The sequence below is a fragment of the Clostridium sp. MD294 genome (assembly GCF_000364165.2).
GTDB lineage: Bacteria > Bacillota > Clostridia > Lachnospirales > Anaerotignaceae > Coprocola.
On the sequence record NZ_CP097810.1, the window covers coordinates 736,485 to 762,487 of the forward strand.

A 26,003-nucleotide genomic window follows, 5' to 3' on the forward strand; every position below is an offset into this window, starting at 1 on the left:
TAGCTTGTATTCAGTTTTGAAGGTGTAAATTTGCCGATGTGGCTCAATTGGCAGAGCAGCTGACTTGTAATCAGCAGGTTAACGGTTCGAGTCCGTTCATCGGCTTATTTTTTATATGGATGGGTTCCCGAGTGGCCAAAGGGGGCAGACTGTAAATCTGTTGCGATAGCTTCGAAGGTTCGAATCCTTCCCCATCCAGTTTCATTCTAACGCGGGGTGGAGCAGTTCGGTAGCTCGTCGGGCTCATAACCCGAAGGTCGTTGGTTCAAATCCAGCCCCCGCAATTTTAAAAAAGCCTTAGAATTCAACAGTTCTAGGGCTTTTATTTTTTATACTTACAAAGATATTACTATGATTTGTTCTTTATTTGTTCTTTATCACTGTACTTTTTTAAAAATATTTTGTAATGTTGTATGTTGTGTATCTTGTTGAAAAAGAAAATCCATTTGATAACCTAATGCTTTAGATATTGTACTAGCAGATGTAGCAGAAATATTTTTACCCTTGTATGTTTGATTAAGAGTATTAACAGAAATATTAGCTTTTTTTGCTAAAGCAGTTTTAGTAATACTGACATTGTCAATCGCTTCTGTAATGTGTATAGTAGGCTTATATTTATTCCGTTTTCTGCTAGATTGTCATAGAAGTGTAAGAGATGTATAGGCTGTAGCTGGTTCAGTTTAATGTGTCCTATTGCTTGATTAACTCTTTTGAGTAAATCTTTATAGCGTGCGATTGTTTTTGCTTTTAGCTGTTTTTCTGCATAATCTGTAAACCACTTTTCAGCAAAATCAGCAAAGCGAATGTTATTGGAGAAGCACAAGCCTTGTCTGCATTTTTCTTCAAACAATATTGCTTGTCTTTGTACTTCCTTCTCCATCTGTTTTACTGTCATGTCTTTTTCTGGTTTCCATGTCATGCTTTTTATAATTTGTTTTCCCTGCATATCGTAGCCACAAGATACTCTAATAGAATAATTGTTCCCTCTTTTTTTGATTGTAGCCATAAAAAAAACTCCTATTTTTCAAAATTAGGTATAAAAAAATAAGGGGTATTCTGATATACTATATTTGGTTTTTGGGTGTATCAGATACCCCGTTTATAGAAATGTCCTTGTACTTGTAATACAGGGGCATTTTTTTATTTTAGTATTTGAAATGCGTAAATAGTGCTTACGCTAAAAATTACCGTTAAAAATATCAACGAATTATATTTAAGAGTATAAACAACATTTACAACTCTAGTTTTTAACAAATTCGTGAGAAACCTTTTTTTCCAAAAATAGAATATAGGTTTAGCGATTTGAAATCGCTAAACTACTTGTTGACTTATGAGTTTTAAAAACGCAAAAGTATAGTTGTGAATAATGTTCATACCCCTTTACTTATTTTTAAGTAAAAGCTAATGTGTTTTGTAAATATATTAGGTATGTCTGAAATGGACACACCTTCCGCCTATCAAGCGGATACAAATAATATTTGTACCCTAGTGATATTATTGCAAGAGGGTAAATAATGCTTACACCCTTTTAGATTTTATACAAACCTTTTTTCCAAAAATGGAATAAAGACTTTTGCTCATTTTTGAGCAGAAGCTGAAATGTATAATATACATTTTAGGGGTTGTTAAAGTACCGACACCTTTCAAGGCTGATACAAATAAATATTGTTTGTATTAGCTTTAAGGGGGATATGAAACACCGCCCCCTTTTGTAGTTTTTACTTGCTTCAACTTTGGGATAAGTATTTTCTCGATTTGAAATCGCTAAATTCAATCAGTGTTTCTCCAACTTCTCCAAATGGAGAAGCAAAAGAGTTACGTTTGAAACGGATACCCTAAAATACAGTAGCCCTTAATGCTCAACATTGATGTTGAGGGCTATAACAAATTGTTAGAGCTGTATAAGTATTGCTTAGAGTGCTTAATTGCTACTTGAGGGGGTAACAGAATACGACACCCTTTAATAACTTTATTGCTGCATAACAGTTGCTTTACTCAAATAATACAAATCATCAGGGCAAACATCTTGACCGTTTATCCATTCAACAGTATTGCCTGTTATTTTGACTGTTTTAAATATACTTATCCCCGAACCATTTCCCACTAATAAGCGGTTTTACATCAAATATTTTATGTTCTCCATTGTCAAATACAAGGGATAGCTTGTAGTTATTTAAAGGTGTTACTTCTATTGGTTTTGGTCTTAACATATCAACAACCCTTTCTTGATTGTGATGAAGTTTTCAATATTGATGTTGAAAAAGGTATTCGTCTTGTAGGGCGAATGGATTAGAATGGTAAATCATCATCATCAATTTCATCATCATCAATTTTGTGATTAGAAATACTAGAATTTCTATTTGGTAAATCAAATCTATATAAATCTAATTGTTGATTAGTCCATAATGAATATAAATTATCATCAATAGTATTAGATAAATGCAAATTTATCATTTTTTCCCAATTTTCAACAAAATGAGCCATTATTTCGTCATAGAATATAATTTCACCAGCAGCATGTCTACCATCAGGATTATCATAAAAAAGAATATTACAGTTAGTTCGTATATGTTTTTCTATTTCAACTAGCATTTTAATAATGTCACTATATGTTTTTATACTATCATTGTTAGAAAGGCTTTCTTTATCACTTAAACCGCAAAGCCAGTCAATAGAAACATTACAAGTTTCTGCAATATTTTTTAGTACAGCTAAAGACGGATTTTTGACACCTGTTTCATATGCTGAAAGTGTAGCAGAGGAAATACCTATCATTTTTGAAAATTCTATTTGATTTACTTTTAAGCGTTTTCGCAAAAGTTTTAGTCTTGTTCCGAGTATTTCAAATTCTCCCAAATTCTCACCACCTTTTATCGTTTTAAATTAGTATACTATAAAAGAATAAAAAATGTTAATGACATATATTATTTTAATACTATATAATACAATTTTATAATAACATATAAAAATAAAAAAGTAAATATAAAAAATATAATTTTATATATTTACAGCATGATAAAATAATGCTATATTCATACTTAAAATTGAAAATAATACTAAAAGAAGGTGATTATATGAACTTAAACAAACAAAAGCTAGAAATAACATTAGCACAAGCATGTAAAAATCCTTATGATTTGTGCAAAGATATTGGTATGCAATATCAGACTTACCGACGTGTAGCAAAGGGTGATAATTGCAAACCTGCAACAGTAGGCAAAATAGCCAAGGTATTAAATTGTGACGTCAAGGAGCTACTAGAGGATTGACAGGTGGTAGGCTGATAGGAACAATATTACCATTAGATAGCGTCGTATTTTGCGACGGTAGCTAAACTCAATATTGTTTAGTACAGATAATCAAAAGTCAGTATTATTGACTTTTAAACTGGCGTCAGTAATGCCAATAGATGAAAGCGATATAAACGCCTTTAGATTAACCCTTGAATTGAGGGCTACTGATATAAGGTGTAAGGTGTAGCTCCAAAAGCAACAAAGTGAAAGGTGCAAAAAAAATCCTATTTGGCAAAAAAACTCAATAAAAAAAGGTAAACAACACTTTAAGGTGTAATTTATCCTCTCAATGTGTTATGTCTGTAGAAGTGAGTTTCTCTTTAGAAAAAAAGGCCAAAAAGGGGTGGTGTGATATTGGCGGTAAGAGTAAGAAATATCAAATAAGCATACTTGTACATAAAACAGCAAGACAGCGAAACTGCATTAACAGAAAGTGCATTCAGAAGAATTGTAAAAGGTGGTTTAATACCAACGTTTTCGATAGGTAGTAGAATATTATTAAAGCTTGATGATGTAGACAAGTTTTTACAAGATGTTACAGGTATTGTTGTAGAGAAAAAACAAAAGCAACAAGGAATTAGAAAGCAAGATGTAAAGAGGTGAGTATATGGAAAATAGGAGAATATTTAGCCCTGATGTAATAGATACGGATAACTTTTTAGATATGCCTCTATCTGCACAAGGATTATATTTTCATTTGGGAATGAGAGCCGATGATGATGGTTTTATTGCTTGTCCAAAGAAAATAACAAAGTTAATCAATGCTAGTAATGATGACTTGAAGTTACTGATAGCAAAGGGATATTTATTGCCATTTGAAAATGGTGTGGTAGCAATAAAAAGATTGATAGCAAAAATATTTATTGAGGCAAAGGATTTAAAACAAATGGAGCAACTCAAGCAAAAAGTAATTAAACAATTAGTATTAAAAAAAAATTCCCCTACCACCAACCAAAGTGAGGGGAAAATATGATACATTATTTATTTTATGGCAAAATGATGTATTTGTAAATAGAAAATCAAAAAATAATACTGAAAAAGTGATTGCTATTTTAATAACTTTAAAGTATACTATATAGTAAAAGTGGGAGAATTATTTGTATCATACATATTTTTATGAGGACAGAAACGGTAAAAGCTCCATACAGGAATATTTACAAGAATTGGCAAATAAACAAGACAAAAACAGTCGTATAAAATTAAATAAAATAAGAGATTATTTAAAAGCATTAAGTGAGTACAGAACACAGGCAAGAGAACCCTATATAAAACATATTGATGGTGAAATATAGGAAATTAGACCAATAAAAGACAGAATATTATTTGCAGCTTGGGATGGAAAAAGTTTTGTACTCTTACACCATTTTGTAAAGAAAACACAAAAAACACCAAAGCGAGAAATAGAGCAAGCGAAAAGAAATTTAACCGATTATAGGGAAAGGAGTAAAGAGAATGAGTGAAAATAAGAAATATCAACAGGCAATCACACAGGCAAAAGAAAATTTAACAGACTTAAAAGAACGTGGAGCTTCTGCCATTGGAGGTGATGTACTAGAATTTATGGATACACTTTTTACACCAGAAGAAATAGCAGAAAGTGATTTAAGAGTTGCTATTATAGGGGAAATTATAAAGGCTAGACAAGAAAAAGGAATTAGTCAAAAGAAACTAGAAGAACTTAGCGGAGTAAAACAGCCAATTATAGCAAGAATGGAAAAAGGTAATACAAGCCCACAAATCGACACAATTTTAAAGGTATTGCTCCCATTAGGGAAAACACTTGCAGTTGTACCACTTGAAACTAAATGAGAACAAAGAAAAGTTCAGTTGTAATAAACTGAGCTTTTTTTATTGAAAATCATGATAAGAAAATATAATATTTATATTGTTATTTGCATAGCAATACTATAATTCATATAAGGTTCATAGCCCCCTCTAATTTCTTTAAAAATGCTTTGTACGCTTTTCCCACTATCAATTAAAGGTGCAAGAAATCCAGCAAGAATATGGGAAATATAACCTATACAGTAAGAACCTTTATTTTTTACTATAGCAATGACAGCTATTGCATTGTTATCATGTATATTGTCTTTTTCTCTTTTCAAGTGCAATGCAATATCAGTATTTTTGTAACGTCTTAAATGCTCTAATGCTTTTTGTCTTTTACCATATGTTACACCAGTTGCTTTTGTTTCTATTGTCTGCATTTTTATTAATACCCACGCTTTTACCATTGCATTAGCTCCTTTCTTTTTCATCAATATGTATTTTAAGAAGTGAACTTTACTAGTAAAGTGTTTGATGTGATTGCTATTGTTCAGAGTGAACCTTTTTTTGGAAAAGTCTACTAAAAGGGGCTTATTAAATAGCTGCTATCTTTTATGATTTTATTATAGGATACTGACTTCAGTATGAAAAATGTGATATAATTAAATATAAGGCGGTGAGATAGTGAGCAAAACATCAAGTATAGTAAAGGATAAATATAATGAAAAAGCATATAATAACATAACTCTTAGAGTACAAAAAGGGTTAAAAGAAAATATCCAAAATTATGCAGCTTCTAAAGGGGAAAGCCTAAACGCCTTTATCAATAGAGCTATCAATCAAGCAATGGAAAAAGAAAGCGAACTATAAATATTTACGGTGGGTATTTAGTGGGTAAATAGTGTCAACAGAAATAAAAAAGTTGCAATGTTGCAAAAAGTTAAAATTTAGGTTCAACTCAAAAAGGTTGCATTAAAAAATTAAAATTTAAGTTTAAACAAAACAATATAGTGTTGCAAATAAAATATTATAAAACATAAATTTCTAAACTCATAACCAAAAGATTATTAGCTTATATACAGCCCCTAAAATGTGAAAAAAGCTTTAGAATGTGAAAATTCTAGAGCTTTTTTATAAAATATTTTTTTTGTATTTTTATCCCAAAAGTACTATGCAAATTATTTTTTAACTATTTATGATTTTTGGTATAAATTAGATTACAAATATAATGATATTATCATATTTTTAAATAGATATACAAAGTGGAGATTATTGAATTTTATTAATGTAAATGATATAATTTTATAAATAAAGATATAAAAAATAAATGTATTGAAAAATATTTTAATTATGTAGAAAACGGTATGTTTTTCTAAAAATCCTAGAGTATACTAAATTAAAGTAAATATACTATGATAATAAAGGAGAAAAAGTGATGAAAAGTATTGTCTTAATGGAGGACAGTTGCGATAATTCACAGTATGAATATGAACATGGGCTAAGTATTTATATAAAAACAGAAAAGCATAAATTACTTATGGATACTGGTGCGAGTGAAAAAACATTATACAATGCAAAAAAATTAGGTATTAATTTACTGGAAATAGATACAGTAATATTAAGTCATGGACATTATGACCATTCTGGAGGAATACTTGCTTTTCGTAAAATCAATCAAAATGCAGTTATTTATATGCAGAAGAGTGCTTTAGGAGATTACTTTCATGGGCAGCGTTATATTGGAATAGACAAAACAATTGCAGAATTGCCAAATATAAAATTATTGGAAGGAGATTTTCAAATTGACGAAGAACTATCTCTTTTTACAAATATCATAGGAAGAAAGTTTTGGCCTCAGAGTAATTTAGCATTATCTATGATAGAAAGAGGACATAAAGTACAAGATGAATTTCATCATGAGCAATGTTTAGTAATAGAAGGAAAGAAAAAAATACTTCTTTCTGGCTGTGCTCATAATGGAATATTAAATATACTTGATAAATATCAACAAAATTATGGAGAATATCCAGATATTGTATTAAGTGGCTTTCATATGATGAAAAAAACAGATTATACAAAGCAAGAAAAAGAAATAATTTATCAAACAGCACAACATCTATGTCAAAAAGATATTGTTTTTTATACAGGACATTGTACAGGACAAAAAGCTATTGACATAATGAAGCCAATTATGGGAGAGAAATTAGTATCAATTCATTGTGGTATGGAGTTGTTTTTTTAAAATAATTTGATGAAAAAAGTAAAATATTTTATACTAACATTTTAATGAAGCTAAATGAAATATAGATAATATAATTTTAAAGAAGCTTTAGAAAGTAACACTTCTAAGGCTTATATTTTTGTATAATAATGAAAGAAGGATAATTTTATTAAATAATATAGTAGAATAAGTATATATTGACGTAATTATGAAAGTACTAAAATATATGGAAGATTTTAACACTATAGTAATATTAACATTATTTATAATCAAAAAGTATTTTATAAGTATGAAATTTGATTTATAAATATAAAATATATTGATATACAGTAATAAATACAATATACTATTATGAGGAAAGGGGTATCTTTTTATACTGAAAAAAGGAGTATTAATAGAGGGGGCATTTTTTTGTTATATATATATAAAGAAAATAAAACATTTATGGATATTTGGTAGTATTTTACATATAATAATTTTTACTGCTTATGTGCGTCTTTCGATAATAGGGGGTTAAGTATATTTTGTTTTAGACCGAAATAAAAATAAAAGGAATATTACAATAAGCAAAGTATATTTGATACAGTAGTAATTTATTTTATAAAAAAATTTTGTAGAGGGAGATAATCAAAGTAATTACCGAAAAGGTAACAGTACATAATATAGAGATAGTAATGTACATAAGACCTGTGTTATTTATGGAGGTACAGATATATGAAAAAGGACATAACAAAGACAGTAGAGTGGATGAAAAAGCTGGCGGAACAAGGGGATAGTGAAGTACAGTACCACTTGGGAGAATACTACTACTATGGCGAAGGCATAGAAGAAAATAAACCAGAAGCAGTACAATGGTGGATAAAAGCCGCAGAACAAGGACATATGGAAGCACAATATAGTTTAGGAGAATGTTATCACAGCGGTGAAGGAGTGGAACAAGATAATAAAAGTGCAATAGAGTGGTTTGAAAAAGCTGCAGAACAAGGACATATAGAAGCACAATATGCTGTAGGAAAACATTATACTTCTATAGGAAATGATAAAACAGCATTTGAATGGTACAGAAAAGCTGCAGAACAAGACCACATAGAGGCACAATATGCTGTAGGAAAGTATTATAACTCTATTGATGATGCAGAAAATGCTGCAAAGTGGTATGAAAAAGCTGCAGAACAAAACCATATAAAAGCACAATATCATATTGCTTTATGCTATGAGCAAGGTAAAGGAATACAACAAAGCTATGAAAAGGCAGTAGAATGGTATACAAAAGCCGCAGAACAGTATTATCACAAAGCACAGAGCCGTTTAGCTATGTGCTATTATAAAGGCAATGGTGTAACACAAGATTATCAAAAAGCCATAGAATGGTTTGAAAAGGCGGCAGAGAAAGATAATTTTGAAGCACAAAATGGTTTAGGACTTTGCTATTATAATGGTAATGGTGTAGAACAAGATTACATACAAGCAATACAATGGTATCAAAAAGCAACAAAACAGAACTATAGAGAAGCTCAGACCAATTTAGGAATATGCTACTATAAAGGCAATGGTATAGAACAAGACTATGCTAAGGCAATGGAGTGGTATCAAAAGGCTGCAGAACAGGGGGAAATTTCTGCACAATATTATATGGGATTATGCTATTACAAAGGAGAAGGAGTAGAAAAATCTCCTACAAAGGCTGCAGAATGGTGGACAAAGGCTGCAATACAGGGACATTCTGAAGCACAAACTAATTTAGGATTGTGCTACTATAAAGGTAATGGTGTTGAAAAGGATAAAATAAAAGCGGTAGAATGGTGGACAAAAGCCGCAGAACAATGTGAAAGTGCTGCACAATACTATTTAGGATTATGCTATTATAAAGGTGATGGTATTGAAAAGGAAAAAACAAAAGCAGTAGAGTGGTTTTTAAAAGCGGCAAAGCAAGGAGAAAGTACAGCACAATATTATTTAGGACTGTGTTGTTATAAAGGAGATGGTATTGCTCAGAACTATGCTCAATCCGTAGAGTGGTTTAAAAAGGCAGCAGAACAAGGAAATAAAAATGCAGAGTATTGTTTAGGAGTTTGCTATGATAAAGGCAATGGTGTAGAACAAGATAAATCACAAGCAGTAGAATGGTATCGAAAGGCTGCTGATAAGGGACATTCTGAAGCACAAACTAATTTAGCATTGTGTTATTATAATGGAGAAGGTACAGAAAAAGATGATACATTAGCAGTAGAATGGTTTTTAAAAGCGGCAGAACAAAGAAATAGTAAAGCTGCATTTTATTTAGGACTATGCTATTATAATGGTGATGGTATAGAACAAGATTATACGCAGGCAATACAATGGTATCAAAAAGCGGCAGAGCAAGGAGAGATTTCTGCACAAACCAATTTAGGTTGGTGCTATTATAATGGTAATGGTGTAGAACAGGATTTTACAAAAGCAGTAGAATGGTATCAAAAGGCTGCGGAACAAGGAGAAATTTCTGCACAAACTAAAATGGGACTTTGTTATGAAAACGGTAGAGGCGTTGAAAAAGACGAAGAAAAAGCAATACAATGGTACCAAAAAGCAGCAGAACAGTATGATAGTGAAGCACAATATTATTTAGGATTGTGTTATGATAATGGTATAGGTGTTAAAAAAGATACCAAAAAGGCAGTAGAATGGTATCAAAAAGCTGCGGAACAGGGAGAACTTGCGGCACAATATCATTTAGGGGAATGTTATGATAAAGGTAATGGTGTAGAAAAAAGTGCAAGAATTGCATTGGATTGGTATAAGAAAGCAGCAGCACAAGGAAATGCACAGGCACAATATACTGTAGGTAGACATTATGAAAAAGGTATTGTAGTAAGAAAAAACTGGGACAAGGCATTTGAATGGTATGAAAAAGCAGCTCAACAAGGCCATGTAGATACACAAAGATATTTAGGAGAGTGCTATTATTATGGCGATGGCGTAAAAGAAGACAAAAAAAAGGCATTTGAATATTATGAAAAAGCAGCTCAGCAAGATGATAGTGCATCACAAAGCATTGTAGCAGAGTGCTATAATAATGGTATTGGAATAGAACAAGATAAACAAAAAGCACTTGAATGGTATGAAAAAGCAGCTCAACATGGAGAAAGTGAAGCACAGAAATATTTAGGAGAATATTATTATATTAAAGCGATTTCTGTAGAAAATGATGTAGTACAAGCGGCACAATGGTATCAAAAGGCTGCTGAGCAAAATTATATAGAAGCACAATATTGTTTAGCAGAGTGTTACAGTAATGGCAAGGGTGTAGAACAAAATGATACAGAGGCATTTCAATGGTATCAAAAGGCTGCGGAACAAAGACACATCAAAGCACAATATTGTTTAGCTTGTTGTTATGAAAATGGTATTGGTGTTTTAAAAAATAGTAATGACGCATTTGAATGGTATGAACAAGCTGCAGAACAAGACTATACAGAAGCACAGCACAAATTAGCATATTATTATGAAAAGGGTATAGGAGTAGAACAAGATGATAAAAATGCGTTTTTGTGGTATCAAAAAGTAGCTGAAAAGGGTCATGTTGTATCACAATATCATTTAGGATATTGCTATGAAAATGGTATAGGCACAAGAAAAGATAAATCAAAAGCATTCAAATGGTATCAAAAGGCCGCTGAACAGTGCAATGCGGAAGCACAATATTGTTTAGCTCAATGTCATAAAAATGGTATAGGCACAAGAAAAGATAATGCGAAAGCGTTAGAATGGTATATCAAGGCGGCAGAACAGGGACATACAGAGTCACAATACAATTTAGCAGAATATTATAAAAATGGTATTGGTGTAGAACAAAATAATATAAAAGCTGTACAGTGGTATGAAAAAGCAGCAGAGAATGGCCATATAGAAGCACAATATAATTTAGCAGAATGTTATAAAAATGGTATAGGTATAGAAAGAAATGAACAGAAAGCATTTGAATGGTACCAAAAGGCTGCAGAAAAGGATAAAATAGAAGCACAAACAGAATTAGCTTGCTGCTATTACTATGGCGAGGGTATAGAAAAAAATGCTATGAAAGCAGTAGAATGGTATACAAGAGCGGCAGAACAAGACAATGACAAAGCACAATATTATTTAGGCTGTTGTTATGAAAATGGTATTGGTGTAGAAAAAGATGCAGCAACAGCAGTAGTATGGTATGAAAAAGCAGCAGAACAAGGTAATTCTGAAGCACAAAACCGTTTAGGAGAATGTTATAAAAATGGTGTTGGTATAGAAAAAGATGCTTCAAAAGCATTTGAATGGTATGAAAAAGCAGCAGAGCAGGGACAGCCTGAACCACAATTTCATTTAGCTTATTGCTATGAAAAAGGTAGAGGTGTAGAAAAAAATGATGCGAAAGCAGTAGAATGGTATCAAAAAGCGGCAGAACAAGGCAATGTCAAAGCACAAACCAATTTAGGCTGTTGCTATTATTATGGAAATGGTGTAGAACAAAGTGACACAAAAGCATTTGAATGGTATCAAAAGGCTGCAGAGCAAGGTAATGATATGGCACAAACTAATTTAGGTTGCTGTTATTATTATGGTGAAGGTGTAGAAAAAAATCAAAATGATGCAGCACAATGGTATGAAAAAGCCGCAGAGCAAGGTAATTCTGAAGCACAAAACCGTTTAGGATTTTGTTATGAAAATGGAAATGGTGTGGAAAAAGATGATACAAAAGCATTTGAATGGTATCAAAAGGCTGCAGAACAGGGCGATGATATAGCACAAATCAATTTAGGTTGTTGCTATGAAAACGGTATTGGTGTAGAGCCAGATGAAACATTGGCGATACAATGGTTTGAAAAAGCAGCAAAACAAGGTAATAGTATGGCACAAGTACTCTCTGTAGGGACTCGCAAAAATCGCAGTATTATAAAACATCAGCAAGCAATGCAGCAAGCAGTAGAACAAAGAGTAATAGAAGAACAGAAAACTATAGAACAAAGAGCATTAGAGGAAATAGAAGAAGTAGAAACAGAAGAAATAGAAATAGAGGAAGTAGAAACAGAAGAAGTAGAAATAGAGGAAGTAGAAACAGAAGAAGTAGAAACAGAAGAAGTAGAAACAGAAGAAGTAGAAACAGAAGAAGTACGAGTAGAAGAAATAGAAGCAGAAGAAGTAGAAGCAGTAGAAATAGAAACAGAAGAAGTAGAAGCAGAAGAAATAGAGGAAGTAGAAGCAGTAGAAACAAAAGAAGTAGAAACAGAAGAGCAACAACAAGAAGAATTAGAAGAAAAAACAACAGAACAAAAAATAAAAGAACAAGAAGAAAAAGCAAGTGCTCAAGAACTGACATTTCAACAGATTATGTCACAAAAACCATCTATAGATATAGAGTTTTTAAAACAACAATTAAATCAATAATAAAAAGTGTCTGAATATATTTATTCAGACACTTTTTATTTGTACTATAAATAAAATTATTTAATTACTAATATAGTAGATGTTTCATTGATATGTCCTAAAAATGCTTCACCAGCAGTAGAAAAACCAATGCTATTATAGCGTCCAAACAAAGAACAATACTGTTTTGTTAATTCTTTATTAAGCATTTCAAATGTACGATATAAACAATTAAAATTAATAACACCTGCTGGAGAATATGTAATTGTGCTATCTAATGCTTTTTTAGTATCTGCTACAATATCACCAATTTTTAAAACATTAATTTCAGCACCTTCTGGAAGACCACAATGAAGTGTAATACCATCTTGTTTTATTTGATCAAATGTACGAACAAAGATTTCACCTTCTGCTACAATACCCAAAGGATTTGACACAAAATAATTTTGAATTTGTTCTTTTGGTACACCAATCACTTCAGCATATACTTCACCACAAGGACGATTGTCAAATTCATAAACGATACGCTGCTGCATATCAGATTTTGTTACAACAATTTTACGTTCAGATAAAATACAAGCACTTTGTGTTTTTAATACATCATAACCATTTACTGTTTTTAAAATTGCTAATACTGCTGCTTTGTTATAAGACTTATCTCCTACATAAACTTTAGAGATATTGTTTTCTGTAGTAGAAGAAGAACCACCTACAAACAAAATATCTGACGCAGTTCCAAGAGAGTCCATAAAAGTTTCTTCTGCTTTAGCACTTGCTTCAAATAAAACAATTCCTACATAATGGTCAAAATGATTAAAAATTTCTTCCTGTCCTCCAAACTGAGCTTCCATTTGTTGCATTAAATTATGAAGATTTAGCTGTTTTTGCTCAATATTTTCTACTACTTGAATACAAACATCTTCTACACTTTGTTTGTCTATTGCCATGATACTAACAGAGTTTTCTGTATAATCAGAATTACAATATTCACTATGAGAAGTAGAACCAATAATTCTGCTGTGAGGAAATGCAATACTTAATTCTTTTGCTGGAGAAGATGTATCATAAAAACTGGAAGCAAAAAATAGTAATAATTCTGCATTGAAATCTTTTAATGCTGTTTTTGCTTTTTGAGCCATATCTTTACTATCCATTCCTTTAATAGAAAGTGTTTTTATTGCCAATGTTATTCCACCTTTACTTCAAAATTTTTTAAACTGTTAATCCAAATTCTTTTGCAACATCTTTCACTTTTTGTACCATAACAGGGTCATCAGGTGAAGAAGGAGTGTATTTGTCAACAGCAATTCCTTTTAAAATCATTTTTGTTTTAATACTTCTTGCTATAATTTGATTTCCTTTAGATTTTTGAGTGATGACACTCTGAATAATATGATAAATTTGCCCAGCCAATATCAAATCACCTCTCACACAATTTATAAATATGAATACTATATATCATAATATGCTAATTATAATTATTATGCCATATAGATAATATTTCGTCAATCTACTTCTGGGTATTATTCAAGGCGAAAGTATTGAATTATATAAATAAATATGCTAAAATTTTGGTGACAAAATAAAGTTATAAATGGTTTTTTTCTTATAAATTATAATAAATTTGTCCTATCAAAAATAATGATTGCGTATTGAATAATAATACTATATTAAAAAGTAGATATAATAGCAATAAATAGCACTGCTTGTGCTTAATTTTATATGAGAACATATAGAGAGACGATTAAAAATACAAATTTAAGTTGGCTACAACTTAGTATCATAGAGCTTTTGATAGAAGTAAAAAAATGAATTAACATTAAAACAATTAAGGAGGAGGTTAGAATTTATATCAATCTGTAATTGTTATAATACCAAATAATTTGATAATCAAGATAGATATACAAAAACTACAAAAAATATAAAGGATAAAAAAGTAAAAAATTCATTTGTTAAAAAAAGAGTTTCAATAATATAATGAAATTTTTGCTCCAATAAAAAAAGAAAAATAAACTGTGTTAAATGGAATATTATTTTAGGAGAAAAAATTTTCTTTCAGGAGCTTTTGAAAAGTGTGCTTATAAATAGTGTGAAAGTACAATGATATGTAAAAACAAATGAAAATAAACCAATAAATAATTTAAAATGACAAAGCATAAATAATATCAAAAAGAAAGGAATTAATAGTATGGAGCAGTTCCTAAAAAACCGAAAATTGGTTACAAAAATTAGTATATTAACTACAATAATTACTTTATTTGGTCTTTTTATTCTTTGGACAATAATATCAAATAACATAGAAAATATTGTTAGAAAAAGTATTACAAATGAAATGACAAATGCTGTACAGTCTAGAGCTTCTATTATTGATGATTATGTAGCATCTGCTGAAGAATATTTAGTTTCTTTTTCATTAAGTGAGGAAGTCAAAAATCTTTTGAAAGACCCAGATAACCCAGAATTTTTGAAAGAGGCTCAACAATATACAGAAGATTTTGCTAATGTAAAAGGAATTTTTGAAGGTTTATATATTGCTACTCCTGATACATATGTATTGACACATACTTCTCCAGAAGCAATTGGTATAACAACAAGAGAAGGAAGCTCTTTAAATACTTTTCGTGAAACTATTTTGTCAAAGGCTGAAATAACTAATTTAGGTATTATGGTATCTCCTGGTACTGGAAATATGGTAATTTCAATATATTATCCTATATTTGATGGTGAAGAGTGTATTGGTTATGTAGGTGCTGGAGTATATGCAAAAAGATTAATGGACTCTCTTCTAGAACTAGAACTCAAAAGTCTTCCTAATAGTGAATATGTATTTATTGATGTAGAAACAAGTACATATCTTTATCATAAAAATGAAAGTTTATTAAATAAAGAAACAACAGATAAGGGACATTTAGAGATTTTAAATCGTATACGACAACAAAAAAATACAGAGGCAAATGTATATGTATATAAAGATGAAAAAAATAAAAATCAGATGGTAACATATAAATATTTGGATAATCGTAATTGGGTGTTTATGGTACAGGATAGTGCTTCTGAAGTTTTTAAACCTGTTGTTACTGCAAATATTATAATAGGTTCTGCTTGTATTATTGTAGCTACACTGATTGTATTGACAACACTTTTTATATTAAAAAGGACAGCGAAAGAATTAATGGTTGTAGAAAATGCAATAGCTAGTTTAGGTAAGTTTGACCTTTCTGCAGATGAAGGATTAGAAAAATTTTATGATAGAAAAGATGAAATTGGTATGATTGCAAATGCGACACATGATGTTTGCCATCATTTAGCAAAATCTGTTGAAGATATTGGAAGAATATTAGGAGAAATGGCTGATGGTAATTTAACAGTTGATGTAGAAAAAAATAGAGTATACTATATAGGAAGTTTAGAGGTATTGGTAGAGTCTTTGCAGACAATACGTTCTAAATTGACAAAAGTGCTCAAAGAGATTGCTTATGTTTCAAAACATGTAAATGCAGAAGCAGAACAAGTTTCTACTAGAGCAGAGTCGTTATCAGAAGGAGCATCAGAACAAGCAGCTTCTATACAAGAATTATCTGATACTGTAAATTATATTTCAGAACAAGTAAATATTACGGCTAATTTTGCGAATGTTGCAGAGCAAGAAAATATACAATCTCATGAAAAAATTAAAACTTGTAGTGAGTATATGAATGAATTAGTAGATGCTATGGATTTAATTAATAAAAAATCAAAAGAGGTTATCAAAGTAATTAATACAATTGATGATATTGCTTCTCAAACAAAAATATTGTCTTTAAATGCAACAATAGAAGCAGCTAGAGCAGGAGAGGCAGGCAAAGGATTTGCAGTAGTAGCAGATGAAGTCAAAAATTTGGCAAATAAGTCAGCAGAAGCAGCAAAAAGCACAGAACTTCTTATTGAAAGTACTATCACGGCTGTAGAAAAAGGAAGCCATATTTCTGATATAACAAATCAATCTTTAAAAGAAGTTGTAGAAAGTGCACAAAAGGTATCTCATTCTGTAAGTTCTATTTTTGAAGCAACAAAAGACCAGTCTCAGGCAGTTAATCGTATGTCTGAGGGTCTAAAACAAATTTCAAATGTAGTACAAGTAAACTGTGATGTTGTTATGGACTCTGCTACAGCTAGTGGAGAACTGTCTGAACAGGCTAGTATATTGAACGAGCAACTAGTAAAATTTCAATTAGAAGAAGAATAATATCTTATAGCACAATAATTGTGAATAATTTTTTAATGATATATTGATTAGTAACTTGATTATTATAATAAAATAATATATTATATTTATTTATAGATGTTACAAAAATAAATTTTAGTTACTAAGTAAAGAAAGGAAACAAAAATGTCAAATAAATATGCTGGAACACAAACAGAAAAAAATTTACGTGCTGCATTTTCTGGAGAATCTGAAGCACGTAATAAATACACTTACTTTTCTAGTGTTGCAAAAAAAGAAGGATATGAACAAATAGCAGCATTATTTTTAAAAACTGCTGATAATGAAAAAGAGCACGCAAAAATGTGGTTTAAGGAATTAAATGGTATAGAAGATACAAGTAAAAATTTACTTCATGCAGCACAAGGTGAAAATTATGAATGGACAAATATGTATGAAGGTTTTGCAAAAACAGCTCAAGAAGAAGGCTTTGCAGAATTAGCACAAAAATTCCGTTTAGTTGCTGCCATTGAGAAACATCATGAACAACGCTATAGAGCTTTACTAAAAAATATTGAAACAACAGAGGTGTTTTCAAAAAGTGAAGTGAAAGTTTGGGAATGTCGAAACTGTGGACATATTGTAGTAGGTACAAATGCCCCAGAAATATGTCCTGTATGTAATCACCCTCAAAGTTATTTTGAAATTCATGCTGAAAATTATTAATGAATAAGTATTAATACTATAAAAACTCCTCTTACTTTATATAAAAGCAAGAGGAGTTTTTCGTAGTAGAGGTTGTAAAAAGATATATTTTTTCATCAAAATTTAATGTATTTATAATCTATTTTTAATTATTTTTGATTATACTGTGGTTTGTACATGAAATTCCCTTTCCTGTACAGTTGCCCCGGCTCGATATACAGTATGTATATCGAGCCATTTTGTTTTAATTATAATGTATATTAAGCTTCTGCTTTTTCTGTTTTTACAGAGTCATCAGTACTATTTGTTTCTTTACCTTCATTTGCCCACTCATCGAAGCCTTTCATAATCAAATCATATGTTTCATCTGTAATACTTGGCAGTTTTCCGCCCCATTCTTTTTCAGCAGCTTGAAAACCTTTTATTACAGCATTTTTCAATGTTTCAATTTTGGAAGCATCTCCGCCAGAAAGTGCTTTTGCCATATTTAATATATTGCCTGCAACATTTTCTGGTGACCATGCTCCACCTGGAGAAATTGCATCAATTGCTGCTTGTTTATCTGCTGGGCTAATAGTAATGCCTTCAAACAAAGATTTATTTAATGTTTTTACTTGTTTTCCAAGCATAGTCTGCACCATATTTTTGAAAGAAGCAACTCTTTGGTCAGAAAGTGCTTGCAATTGTTGTGCAGATAATTTATTTGGTTTTTCATAAGTTGTATTTTTGTTTTCTTCTATAGCATTGTTTTTAGATGTAGATGCAGATACAGAACCAGAGAAAACAAATGTATCTTGTTTTACTTGAGTAGATGATGTTGTAGTTTCCTTACCAGCTTCTTTTACTGTTGTACTTTGATGCTGAGCAACAGTAGAAGACGCATATACGCTTGCATTTACTTTTACATTCATATTTACGTTATTCATATTTTTTCCCCTTCCTTAATATAGTAAAATAATTTGACACAATATTGTTTTATATTATTTTTATAAAACTGTTTGTAACCTTCTAATAAATATATCGGAACATATTATTAAAAATTAAGCCCTATACTTTTATTTTATGTAAAAAAATAGTAAAATAATAAAAAATATATTGACAAATGTTAATATAAGTACTATGATTACAAGTAATCCATATTAAATTAGTAGGAATAATATAGAAAGAAGGCGTTATTTATGTCAGCAATTTATAAAAGTACATTAGACATGATTGGAAATACACCGTTATTACAACCAGTTCGTTTACAAAAACAACTTCAGTTAAAAGCAAGGCTTCTACTGAAATTAGAATATTTTAATCCCACAGGAAGCGTAAAAGATAGAGCTGCAAAGGGTATGATAGAAGATGCAGAGCAAAGAGGACTATTAAAAGAAGGTTCTGTAATTATTGAGCCTACAAGTGGTAATACAGGTATTGGATTAGCTTCTATTGCAGTAATAAAAGGGTATCGCATTATATTAACTATGCCAGAAACAATGAGTGTAGAAAGAAGAAATATATTAAAAGCATATGGTGCAGAACTAGTATTGACAGAAGGTGAAAAAGGTATGGCTGGAGCGATTGAGAAAGCAGAACAGTTAGCAAAAGAAATTCCTAATAGTTTTATACCTGCACAGTTTGATAATAAAGCAAATGCACAAATGCACAAAAAAACTACAGGCGTAGAAATATGGAATGATACAGATGGAGAAGTGGATATTTTTATTGCTGGAGTAGGAACAGGAGGTACATTAACAGGAACGGGAGAATATTTAAAATCACAAAATCAAAATATAAAAGTGGTTGCTGTAGAACCTGCAAGTTCTCCTGTGCTTTCTCAGGGAAAAAGCGGTGCTCATGCAATACAAGGTATTGGTGCAAATTTTGTGCCAAAAGTATTAAATACTTCTATTTATGACAGTGTATTTCCAGTAGAAAATGAAGACGCTTTTATAGCAGCAAAAAAATTAGCAAAGGCAGAAGGTATATTAGTAGGTATTTCATCTGGTGCAGCACTTCATGCAGGTATAGAATTAGCAAAAAAAGAAGAAAACGAAAATAAGACAATTGTTGTATTGCTTCCAGACTCTGCTGATAGATATTATTCTACAGCATTGTTCCAAGACTAATAAAAAAAGGCATTGATATGATTTGTTATCAATGCCTTTTGCATTATCTTGAAATATTAGCTACACCTAAATAAGATGCTGGATTTACAGCAGAACCATTTACACGTACTTCAAAGTGACAATGATTTCCTGTAGAATTTCCTGTACTACCACATTTTGCAATCACTTGCCCTCTAGATACAGTTTGTCCTTTTGAAACAGTTAAACTAGAATTATGACCATATAATGTAACAATGCCACCACCATGATTTATCATAACAGTGTTACCATAACCATTTACCCAGCCTGCTGTAATGACAGTACCACCTTCTGCTGCTACAATACTAGAACCATAAGATGCAGGAATATCATAGCCTGTATGTTTTTCCCAGCCACTACCTATAGGACGTTTTCTGTTTACAAAACCGCTGCTTAAACTGGAACTGGAGGCAGCTCTGGAAGGCACTGGCCAGTTTAATTTTCCTCCTGTATATACTACAGTGTCATTATTAGAAGAAGCAGTTGCTGCAGCAATTAATTTTGACACTTCTTGACTTGCAGCTTCATTGCTTTTTACTAATTGGTCATATTTTGCTTCATCTTGTGCATAAGCTTGCACAGTTGCCATTTTTTCTTGTTTTAACTTTTCAAGACTTGCTAATACTGCTTTTTGTTCTTCTACTAATTCAGCAGTTTCTGCTTCTTCTTGTTCCACATCTTCCTTTTTTTGACGAATAATTTGTTCTGTATTTTTTAAATCATTTAAAAGACTGTTGTCATGGTCCATAATTTCTTCTACATGCTGCATACGCATAAGAAGGTCACTGACATCTTTTGAGTCTAATATAACATCTAAATAACCTGTGTTACCATTTTCGTGTATATATTTTACACGCTGACCAAATAAAGTTAACTGTTTTTCTTTGTTTTCAGATGCTTCTTCTAGCATTTTTTTTGACTCCTCTAAACGTTTTTGCACTTCTGCTAAATCTGTTTCTACTTTTTCTAACTGTGCATTTTCAGCATTTAGTGTTTGGTCTAATGCAGCAACCTCTTGCTCTACAGATTGTTTTTTCTGTTTTGTTTCTGCTAAATTCTTTTTAGCTTCTTCTGTTTTTTTCTTTAAATCAGCACGTTCTGTTTGTAATTGTTGTAATGTTTTTGTTGCAGCTTGTACAGGTACTGGTGCAATAAAATATGAAAATGTTAATATAGTAGTCATAATTGTTATGAGAAACTTCTTCAACGGTAATTCCCTCCAAAATGAAATGTATTTACAAATTTAATTCAAAATCAATTCAATTATTTTACAATTATATAACGAATTTATGAATAAAATATGAACAAAATACATTTATTATTAAATTTTAATGTTTTGCAATACTTTTTCATGTTGTTATAATAATACTATAGTAAATGTGTAGTATAAAACGGTATAAATACACTTATTTTTAGGAAATATAACATAGTTTTGATTAATGCCTTTTAAACTTCGTGTTGATAATTTCACTATCGTCAAAATGACAGAATTGGCAATAATGCAGAATGACTCGCCGCCTGATAAACTGGAAGTTATCTGTTTCGAATTCTTCTCCACTCTTCCAGTTCTTTTTGGAACTGCTTTGTATCCAAAATAGAGTTAAGCCAGTTCTGGTAAAATTCCTGAAAACTTCTGGCTTCCAGTTCAAAGGCACCTTCTGTATCATAAATAAATACCTGACCATATCTTTCCCCAGCTGTAATCAGCCCAAAATCCCTCCAACACCCGTATGTGCCTAGGTGAAAAAATCCATATGGAGTATCATTATCCCAATTAAAACTCCCCCTGCCTCCCTGAAAATATTTTTCAGGATTTTTTTCGTACTCCTCTCTGGAAATACAAAAATCTTCCAGCCATTTAGGTTCTATCGGCAACAGCTGCAACTCTTTTCCAAGACCATGCAGATACCTTTCTCGTGCTTTGGCTTCTTTGATATTTTTCACTTCTGTACAATAGTAGCCAAAGGGATAAAGCCCATAACCTGGCCCTGCACCTCCGTCGCCAACTTCTGTAATAAACTGGACATAATCCTCCGGAAACCGAAAATGATATGCTTCCTCTATCGTGCGGACAAACGACAAATCAACAGGCGAACCAAGTTTATATTGATGGGCGTCAGCACCAAACATTTTCAGCTGTGAGTCCATGCACTGTGCCTGCTTAAGTATTTTTTCAACTTCCTTTCTGAAAAACATATAATCACCTCTTTAAATTCCAATTTGTTATACTGATTATAGCATATCCAATTTTTGAACTTCAAATTGTGATTGGTGAAATTGCTGGTAACTAGCAAAATAAACACAAAATGTAAAAGGATTTTTGATTACAATAAAAGAAGTCATAAACATTTTTATGACTTCTTCATTTTTAATAAAATATTAATATGCTTCAATATCAATAATTTGAGGTATGTATTCTTGCTTAAGAGCTTTTTTACACATACTGCTAAAAGTATCTGTGTCATCGCTAATATAAAAATATCTTTCAGAAATATTTTCTCCCTGCATAAGTAATTTGTGTTCTGCTAAAAATGATTTTACCATTTTTGCAGTAGCCTTTGCAGGGTCAACTAATTTAATATCACTGCCTACAGTTTCTCCTATACACTTTTTTAGTAAAGGATAATGAGTACAACCTAATACAAGTGAGTCAATGCCTTTTTGTATTAACTCTTTTAAATAGATTTCTGCTGTTAATTTTGAAACAGTATTTTCTGTCCAACCTTCTTCTACAAGTGATACAAAAAGAGGACAAGGTTTTGCATAAACTTCTATGCTACTATCTGCTTGTGCAATAAGTGTTTCATATGCTTTACTTCTTATAGTACTAGCTGTACCTATAATACCTACTTTTTTGTTTTTGGTAGAGCGAAGTGCTTCTTCTACGCCAGGAACAATGACACCAAATATAGGTATGTTAAATGTTTGTCTTAGTTCTTCTAGGCTGTTTGAACTTGCAGTATTGCAGGCAATAATAATTGCTTTGACATTTTTTGTTAATAAAAAACGTACAATTTGTTTTGAAAATTTAGTGACTGTTTTTTTAGATTTTGTACCATAAGGCAGTCTTGCCGTATCTCCAAAATAAATAATATTTTCTTCAGGCAATGTTTTCATAATTTGTTTGACTACAGTAAGACCACCTACACCAGAGTCAAACACACCTATAGGTCTTTTATCCACCGTTGCTTCCTCCTCATTTGTCATTTGCTTTGATGACTTTCTAGTGCAAATGAAATCAGTTCATCAATCAGCATTGTTTTTGTTTTTCCTTCTGCTTCCCAAAGCATAGGATACATACTGATAGAAGTAAATCCAGGTAAAGTATTTAATTCATTAAATATAATACGATTAGTATCTTTTTGTATTAAAAAATCTACTCTAGCAAGGCCAGTACCTTCCACTGCTTTAAATACTGTTATTGCAATTTCTTTAATTTTATCTGTAATTTCTTGAGATAATTCTGCAGGTACAACTGTTTTAGAAGCAGTATTGTTGTATTTTGCATCATAGTCATAAAATTCTGCTGCAGAAAATATTTCACCTACACCACTAGCAATAGGATTTTCATTTCCTAGCACAGCACATTCTACTTCTCTGCCATCTATAAATTCTTCTGCAATTATTTTTTTGTCAAATTGTGCAGCATAGTGAAGTGCTTTTTCCAGTTCTTCTCTGTTGTGTGCTTTTGTAATACCTATAGAAGAACCTGTATTTGCTGGTTTTATAAAACAAGGATACTGTAATTCTTTTTCAATTTGTTTTACTATTTTGTCACATTGCTTTAATTGATGGTCATAAAACCATAAATATTTTGCTTGTTGTATATTTGCATTGCTTGCAATTATTTTTGTAAAAACTTTGTCCATAGAAACAGAGGAAGCAAGTACACCATCTCCTACATAAGGAATTTGTGCCATTTCAAAAAGTCCTTGTATTGTGCCATCTTCTCCCCATTTGCCATGAAGTACAGGAAATATAACATCAACAGGAATTTCTTTTATTCTTCCACCTACAATTTTTAATATACTTTTTTGTGTAGCATCAGGACTGATAATAGCTGGTGTACTATATTTTTGCCATTCTCCTGTTTTAATGTGTTCTACAGGACCATCATATATAAGCCATTGTCCCTGCTTTGTAATACCAATAGGTACAATAAAATATTTTTCTTCGTCCATATGAGATATAATTGTAGAAGCAGAATTGAGAGAAACCTCATGTTCTGAAGACTGTCCGCCAAATATTACAGCAACTGTTTTTTTATTCATATTGATATGTTGTTACTGAAAAAACTTATAAAACAGATTATAATGTTGCTTGTTTTACAGTAACTTCTCCTTTACTATTATTTTACATATCATATTGATATGCTACGCTGCAACTTGCGTATTGTTTTATGGAGCATTTTGTAGTACTCTTATTTTTTTGTACAAGTTTATATTTGCTATTTTTGTTCAATGAAAGATATACTATTTCATTAAACATTTTTGACTGATATTAGTATAATATAAAATACAACATACTATTTTCTTTTCAAAAATATATGCTTTTATAATTATTTTTAGTCTATATTTCAGCCTTAATAGTACTATTATATTCACAAATGAATGCAATGACAATAAAAAAGTAAATTTCTGTGTAAATTGTTTTAATAAAATATATGTAATAACAAAATGACAATAAAAAAGGTGACAGAACATACTCTATCACCTTTATGATTTATTACTATTTTTTTGAAACACCTTTTAATATATGAGAAATAGATTTATATAACAAAAATGTAATCAAACAGTTTATAGAATACTTTAGCAAATTAAAAGGTATAAAAATAGGCACTAACATTGCTATGACTGTTTCTACAGGAGCTCCCATAAATAATGGTGTTAATATCAAATTCATGAATACCATTGCAAAGGTCATTATAATAACGCCTATGGATAAAGAAATGGCTGCTCCTTTTTTTGTTTTCATTTTTTGGTAAATAGTACCAGAAATTAATGTACAGCTTCCTGTTGCTACAATATGCATGATAATACCTATAATACCGCTTCCTGCACTTACTGTAATACCTTGTATCAATGAAACAACTACTGTTAATATAAATCCTGCAATAGGACCATAAGCAAATGTACCAATTAGTATAGGAATATCAGCAGGGTCATATTCTAAAAATGCTGCAGCTGGAAACAAAGGAAAATGTATTACAGATACAAATACAATAGAAATAGCTGCTAACATAGCCATACCTACCATTTGCCTAATAGTCATTTTTTGTTTTTCTTTTTGTGGTTTTGATTTAATTGATAAAAATACTGATTTGATGTTTTCCATAAATTTTACCTCCATTTGTTTTACTACTGTGTCAGATTTTTTTATTTACAACAATGTGCTGTAAAGTGCCAAAGGCAAGCTATTTTTTATTATAAAAATAAAAAAACAGCCTAAAAATCTTCAGACTGTTATCAAGCAAAATAAAGGATAGCAAAAAAATGTATTTATAAATATACAAAATATTGCTGTCATTTATTCTTCTCCCATCCAGACTTTATTACACTTGTAATATCACTGTCGGTTATGGAATTACACCATATCAGCAAATTTTAAAAAAATTCGCTCGTGGACTATTACCACCGGTCGGGAATTGCACCCTGCCCTGAAGAATTTTATATTTGAATTTATTATAAAACATTGTGAATAAAAAGTCAAATGTTTTTATGATTTATTTGCTTTATAATGTAAGTAATTTGTCATATTGTTCTATAAAAAAATAACCCAAGAAATGGAATTTATTTCTTGGATTATTGTCAAAAAGTTACATTATCAATTTTGCTGTGCATATTTTGCAACAAGACCAGCACAATAAGAAATTACTTGTTTACAATTTTTCTTTCTTTCTTTTCCAGCAAAATCTCCATGAGGTGCAGAAAGCTCTTTACAAATTAATGTTCCATATTGCTGTTCAATTTCTTGTACCATTTCTTTAAACGGTATATAAACTTGTTGTATTTGCTGTATTCTTTCTTTTGGAGTTTCTTTTTCAAAAGGATTTCTTCCTTTTAATGCACTCAGTGCTAATATTGCTCCTGTAATAGCACCGCAAGTATTTCTAGTCTGTCCCATACCTCCACCAAAGCCAGAAGCTAAAGAAATAACTTCTTTAGGAAGGTCAACATTCTGCATATCTAAACAACTTTGAAAAACACATTCTGCACAGTTTAAACCTTGCTTAAAATACTCGCCTGCAACAGTTTCTGCTTTTTCAATATATTCTTGTTTGATATTATCTGCATTTTGTTCCATAAAGTTTCCCCCTTTTGTAATACATA

General features: G+C 30.9%; 26 protein-coding genes, 3 tRNA genes and 1 riboswitch. Of the genes, 15 read left to right on the forward strand and 14 right to left on the reverse strand.

Annotated features, from left to right (window positions below):
• Window positions 1-32: 32 nt before the first annotated feature.
• The 3 genes from C820_RS03560 to C820_RS03570 all read left to right on the forward strand — a co-directional run bounded on the left by C820_RS03560 (window position 33) and on the right by C820_RS03570 (window position 284).
• Window positions 33-105 (forward strand) — tRNA-Thr (locus tag C820_RS03560).
• A 12-nt stretch (window positions 106-117) separates the two neighbouring features.
• A tRNA-Tyr gene (locus tag C820_RS03565) sits at window positions 118-198 on the forward strand.
• Window positions 199-210: 12 nt separating this feature from the next.
• Window positions 211-284: transfer RNA gene (locus C820_RS03570), tRNA-Met, on the forward strand.
• Between the two features lie 93 nt (window positions 285-377).
• Here C820_RS03570 and C820_RS14545 read toward each other — a convergent pair.
• From C820_RS14545 to C820_RS03585, 4 genes are all read right to left on the reverse strand, one after another.
• A complete protein-coding gene (locus C820_RS14545; RefSeq protein WP_083863980.1) occupies window positions 378-602 on the reverse strand; it encodes a helix-turn-helix domain-containing protein in 225 nt (74 codons plus the stop codon).
• Complete coding sequence (locus C820_RS03575) at window positions 551-1,006, reverse strand: tyrosine-type recombinase/integrase (RefSeq protein ID WP_004038264.1); 456 nt, start codon at window positions 1,004-1,006, stop codon at window positions 551-553. The genes C820_RS14545 and C820_RS03575 overlap by 52 nt, the downstream gene beginning before the upstream one ends.
• Before the next feature lie 1,066 nt (window positions 1,007-2,072).
• The gene (locus C820_RS03580; protein ID WP_004038262.1) at window positions 2,073-2,210 is read right to left on the reverse strand and encodes a DUF2442 domain-containing protein; all 138 of its coding nucleotides are present in this window, start codon (window positions 2,208-2,210) and stop codon (window positions 2,073-2,075) included.
• 79 nt (window positions 2,211-2,289) lie between these two features.
• Window positions 2,290-2,856, reverse strand: a complete 567-nt coding sequence (locus C820_RS03585) for a helix-turn-helix domain-containing protein (RefSeq protein WP_004038261.1) — start codon at window positions 2,854-2,856, stop codon at window positions 2,290-2,292.
• A gap of 218 nt (window positions 2,857-3,074) precedes the next feature.
• Between C820_RS03585 and C820_RS03590 the strand changes: the two genes are divergently transcribed.
• The 6 genes from C820_RS03590 (at window position 3,075) to C820_RS03610 (ending at window position 5,102) form a co-directional block, all read left to right on the forward strand.
• Window positions 3,075-3,269, forward strand: coding sequence for a helix-turn-helix domain-containing protein (locus C820_RS03590; protein WP_004038259.1), 195 nt, complete (start codon window positions 3,075-3,077; stop codon window positions 3,267-3,269).
• Between the two features lie 414 nt (window positions 3,270-3,683).
• On the forward strand, window positions 3,684-3,896 hold the full coding sequence (locus C820_RS03595; RefSeq protein ID WP_035296966.1) for a hypothetical protein: 213 nt from the start codon (window positions 3,684-3,686) through the stop codon (window positions 3,894-3,896).
• Window positions 3,897-3,900: 4 nt separating this feature from the next.
• A complete protein-coding gene (locus C820_RS14550) occupies window positions 3,901-4,266 on the forward strand; it encodes a hypothetical protein (protein ID WP_004038257.1) in 366 nt (121 codons plus the stop codon).
• Between the two features lie 124 nt (window positions 4,267-4,390).
• Window positions 4,391-4,585: a hypothetical protein gene (locus tag C820_RS14555; RefSeq protein ID WP_004038256.1), complete on the forward strand. Its 195-nt coding sequence runs from the start codon at window positions 4,391-4,393 to the stop codon at window positions 4,583-4,585.
• Window positions 4,586-4,597: 12 nt separating this feature from the next.
• Complete coding sequence (locus C820_RS14560) at window positions 4,598-4,753, forward strand: type II toxin-antitoxin system RelE/ParE family toxin (protein ID WP_502799877.1); 156 nt, start codon at window positions 4,598-4,600, stop codon at window positions 4,751-4,753.
• Window positions 4,746-5,102 carry a helix-turn-helix domain-containing protein gene (locus C820_RS03610; RefSeq protein WP_004038255.1) on the forward strand — a complete coding sequence of 119 codons (357 nt, stop codon included), beginning with the start codon at window positions 4,746-4,748 and terminating at the stop codon, window positions 5,100-5,102. Before C820_RS14560 ends, C820_RS03610 begins: the two co-directional genes overlap by 8 nt.
• A gap of 71 nt (window positions 5,103-5,173) precedes the next feature.
• On the opposite strand, the gene C820_RS03615 is transcribed toward C820_RS03610, so the two are convergent.
• On the reverse strand, window positions 5,174-5,527 hold the full coding sequence (locus C820_RS03615) for an HIRAN domain-containing protein (RefSeq protein ID WP_004038254.1): 354 nt from the start codon (window positions 5,525-5,527) through the stop codon (window positions 5,174-5,176).
• Window positions 5,528-5,744: 217 nt separating this feature from the next.
• Between C820_RS03615 and C820_RS03620 the strand changes: the two genes are divergently transcribed.
• The 3 genes from C820_RS03620 (at window position 5,745) to C820_RS03630 (ending at window position 12,678) form a co-directional block, all read left to right on the forward strand.
• Window positions 5,745-5,930, forward strand: a complete 186-nt coding sequence (locus C820_RS03620; RefSeq protein ID WP_004038253.1) for a toxin-antitoxin system HicB family antitoxin — start codon at window positions 5,745-5,747, stop codon at window positions 5,928-5,930.
• A 565-nt stretch (window positions 5,931-6,495) separates the two neighbouring features.
• Complete coding sequence (locus tag C820_RS03625; RefSeq protein ID WP_004038251.1) at window positions 6,496-7,302, forward strand: MBL fold metallo-hydrolase; 807 nt, start codon at window positions 6,496-6,498, stop codon at window positions 7,300-7,302.
• Between the two features lie 693 nt (window positions 7,303-7,995).
• On the forward strand, window positions 7,996-12,678 hold the full coding sequence (locus C820_RS03630; RefSeq protein ID WP_004038247.1) for an SEL1-like repeat protein: 4,683 nt from the start codon (window positions 7,996-7,998) through the stop codon (window positions 12,676-12,678).
• A gap of 56 nt (window positions 12,679-12,734) precedes the next feature.
• On the opposite strand, the gene C820_RS03635 is transcribed toward C820_RS03630, so the two are convergent.
• A complete protein-coding gene (locus C820_RS03635) occupies window positions 12,735-13,841 on the reverse strand; it encodes an FIST signal transduction protein (RefSeq protein WP_004038245.1) in 1,107 nt (368 codons plus the stop codon).
• 28 nt (window positions 13,842-13,869) lie between these two features.
• Complete coding sequence (locus tag C820_RS03640; protein WP_004038243.1) at window positions 13,870-14,070, reverse strand: hypothetical protein; 201 nt, start codon at window positions 14,068-14,070, stop codon at window positions 13,870-13,872.
• A gap of 775 nt (window positions 14,071-14,845) precedes the next feature.
• Between C820_RS03640 and C820_RS03645 the strand changes: the two genes are divergently transcribed.
• Together C820_RS03645 and rbr are read left to right on the forward strand one after the other, a co-directional pair.
• Window positions 14,846-16,882 carry a methyl-accepting chemotaxis protein gene (locus tag C820_RS03645; RefSeq protein ID WP_004038241.1) on the forward strand — a complete coding sequence of 679 codons (2,037 nt, stop codon included), beginning with the start codon at window positions 14,846-14,848 and terminating at the stop codon, window positions 16,880-16,882.
• A 144-nt stretch (window positions 16,883-17,026) separates the two neighbouring features.
• On the forward strand, window positions 17,027-17,566 hold the full coding sequence (gene rbr, locus C820_RS03650) for a rubrerythrin (protein ID WP_004038239.1): 540 nt from the start codon (window positions 17,027-17,029) through the stop codon (window positions 17,564-17,566).
• Between the two features lie 239 nt (window positions 17,567-17,805).
• Here the strand turns inward: rbr and C820_RS03655 are convergent, their stop codons facing one another.
• Window positions 17,806-18,471 (reverse strand): hypothetical protein, encoded by a 666-nt coding sequence (locus C820_RS03655; RefSeq protein ID WP_004038237.1) that lies wholly within the window; start codon window positions 18,469-18,471, stop codon window positions 17,806-17,808.
• Between the two features lie 252 nt (window positions 18,472-18,723).
• Here C820_RS03655 and cysK point away from each other — a divergent pair, with 252 nt between their 5' ends.
• Entirely contained in the window at window positions 18,724-19,656 is a 933-nt protein-coding gene (cysK, locus tag C820_RS03660; protein ID WP_004038235.1) for a cysteine synthase A, read from the forward strand.
• A gap of 43 nt (window positions 19,657-19,699) precedes the next feature.
• Here cysK and C820_RS03665 read toward each other — a convergent pair whose 3' ends face one another.
• The 6 genes from C820_RS03665 to C820_RS03690 form a co-directional block, all read right to left on the reverse strand.
• On the reverse strand, window positions 19,700-20,881 hold the full coding sequence (locus tag C820_RS03665) for a murein hydrolase activator EnvC family protein (protein WP_004038233.1): 1,182 nt from the start codon (window positions 20,879-20,881) through the stop codon (window positions 19,700-19,702).
• A gap of 326 nt (window positions 20,882-21,207) precedes the next feature.
• Window positions 21,208-21,870: an SMI1/KNR4 family protein gene (locus C820_RS03670; RefSeq protein ID WP_004038232.1), complete on the reverse strand. Its 663-nt coding sequence runs from the start codon at window positions 21,868-21,870 to the stop codon at window positions 21,208-21,210.
• 183 nt (window positions 21,871-22,053) lie between these two features.
• Window positions 22,054-22,857, reverse strand: a complete 804-nt coding sequence (gene murI / locus C820_RS03675) for a glutamate racemase (RefSeq protein WP_035296964.1) — start codon at window positions 22,855-22,857, stop codon at window positions 22,054-22,056.
• 20 nt (window positions 22,858-22,877) lie between these two features.
• Entirely contained in the window at window positions 22,878-23,945 is a 1,068-nt protein-coding gene (locus tag C820_RS03680; protein WP_004038230.1) for a D-alanine--D-alanine ligase family protein, read from the reverse strand.
• A 457-nt stretch (window positions 23,946-24,402) separates the two neighbouring features.
• Window positions 24,403-25,008: an ECF transporter S component gene (locus C820_RS03685; RefSeq protein WP_004038229.1), complete on the reverse strand. Its 606-nt coding sequence runs from the start codon at window positions 25,006-25,008 to the stop codon at window positions 24,403-24,405.
• Window positions 25,009-25,199: 191 nt separating this feature from the next.
• A riboswitch (FMN riboswitch) is annotated at window positions 25,200-25,342 on the reverse strand.
• A 155-nt stretch (window positions 25,343-25,497) separates the two neighbouring features.
• Window positions 25,498-25,977 (reverse strand): C-GCAxxG-C-C family protein, encoded by a 480-nt coding sequence (locus tag C820_RS03690; protein ID WP_004038228.1) that lies wholly within the window; start codon window positions 25,975-25,977, stop codon window positions 25,498-25,500.
• Between the last annotated feature and the right edge of the window lie 26 nt (window positions 25,978-26,003).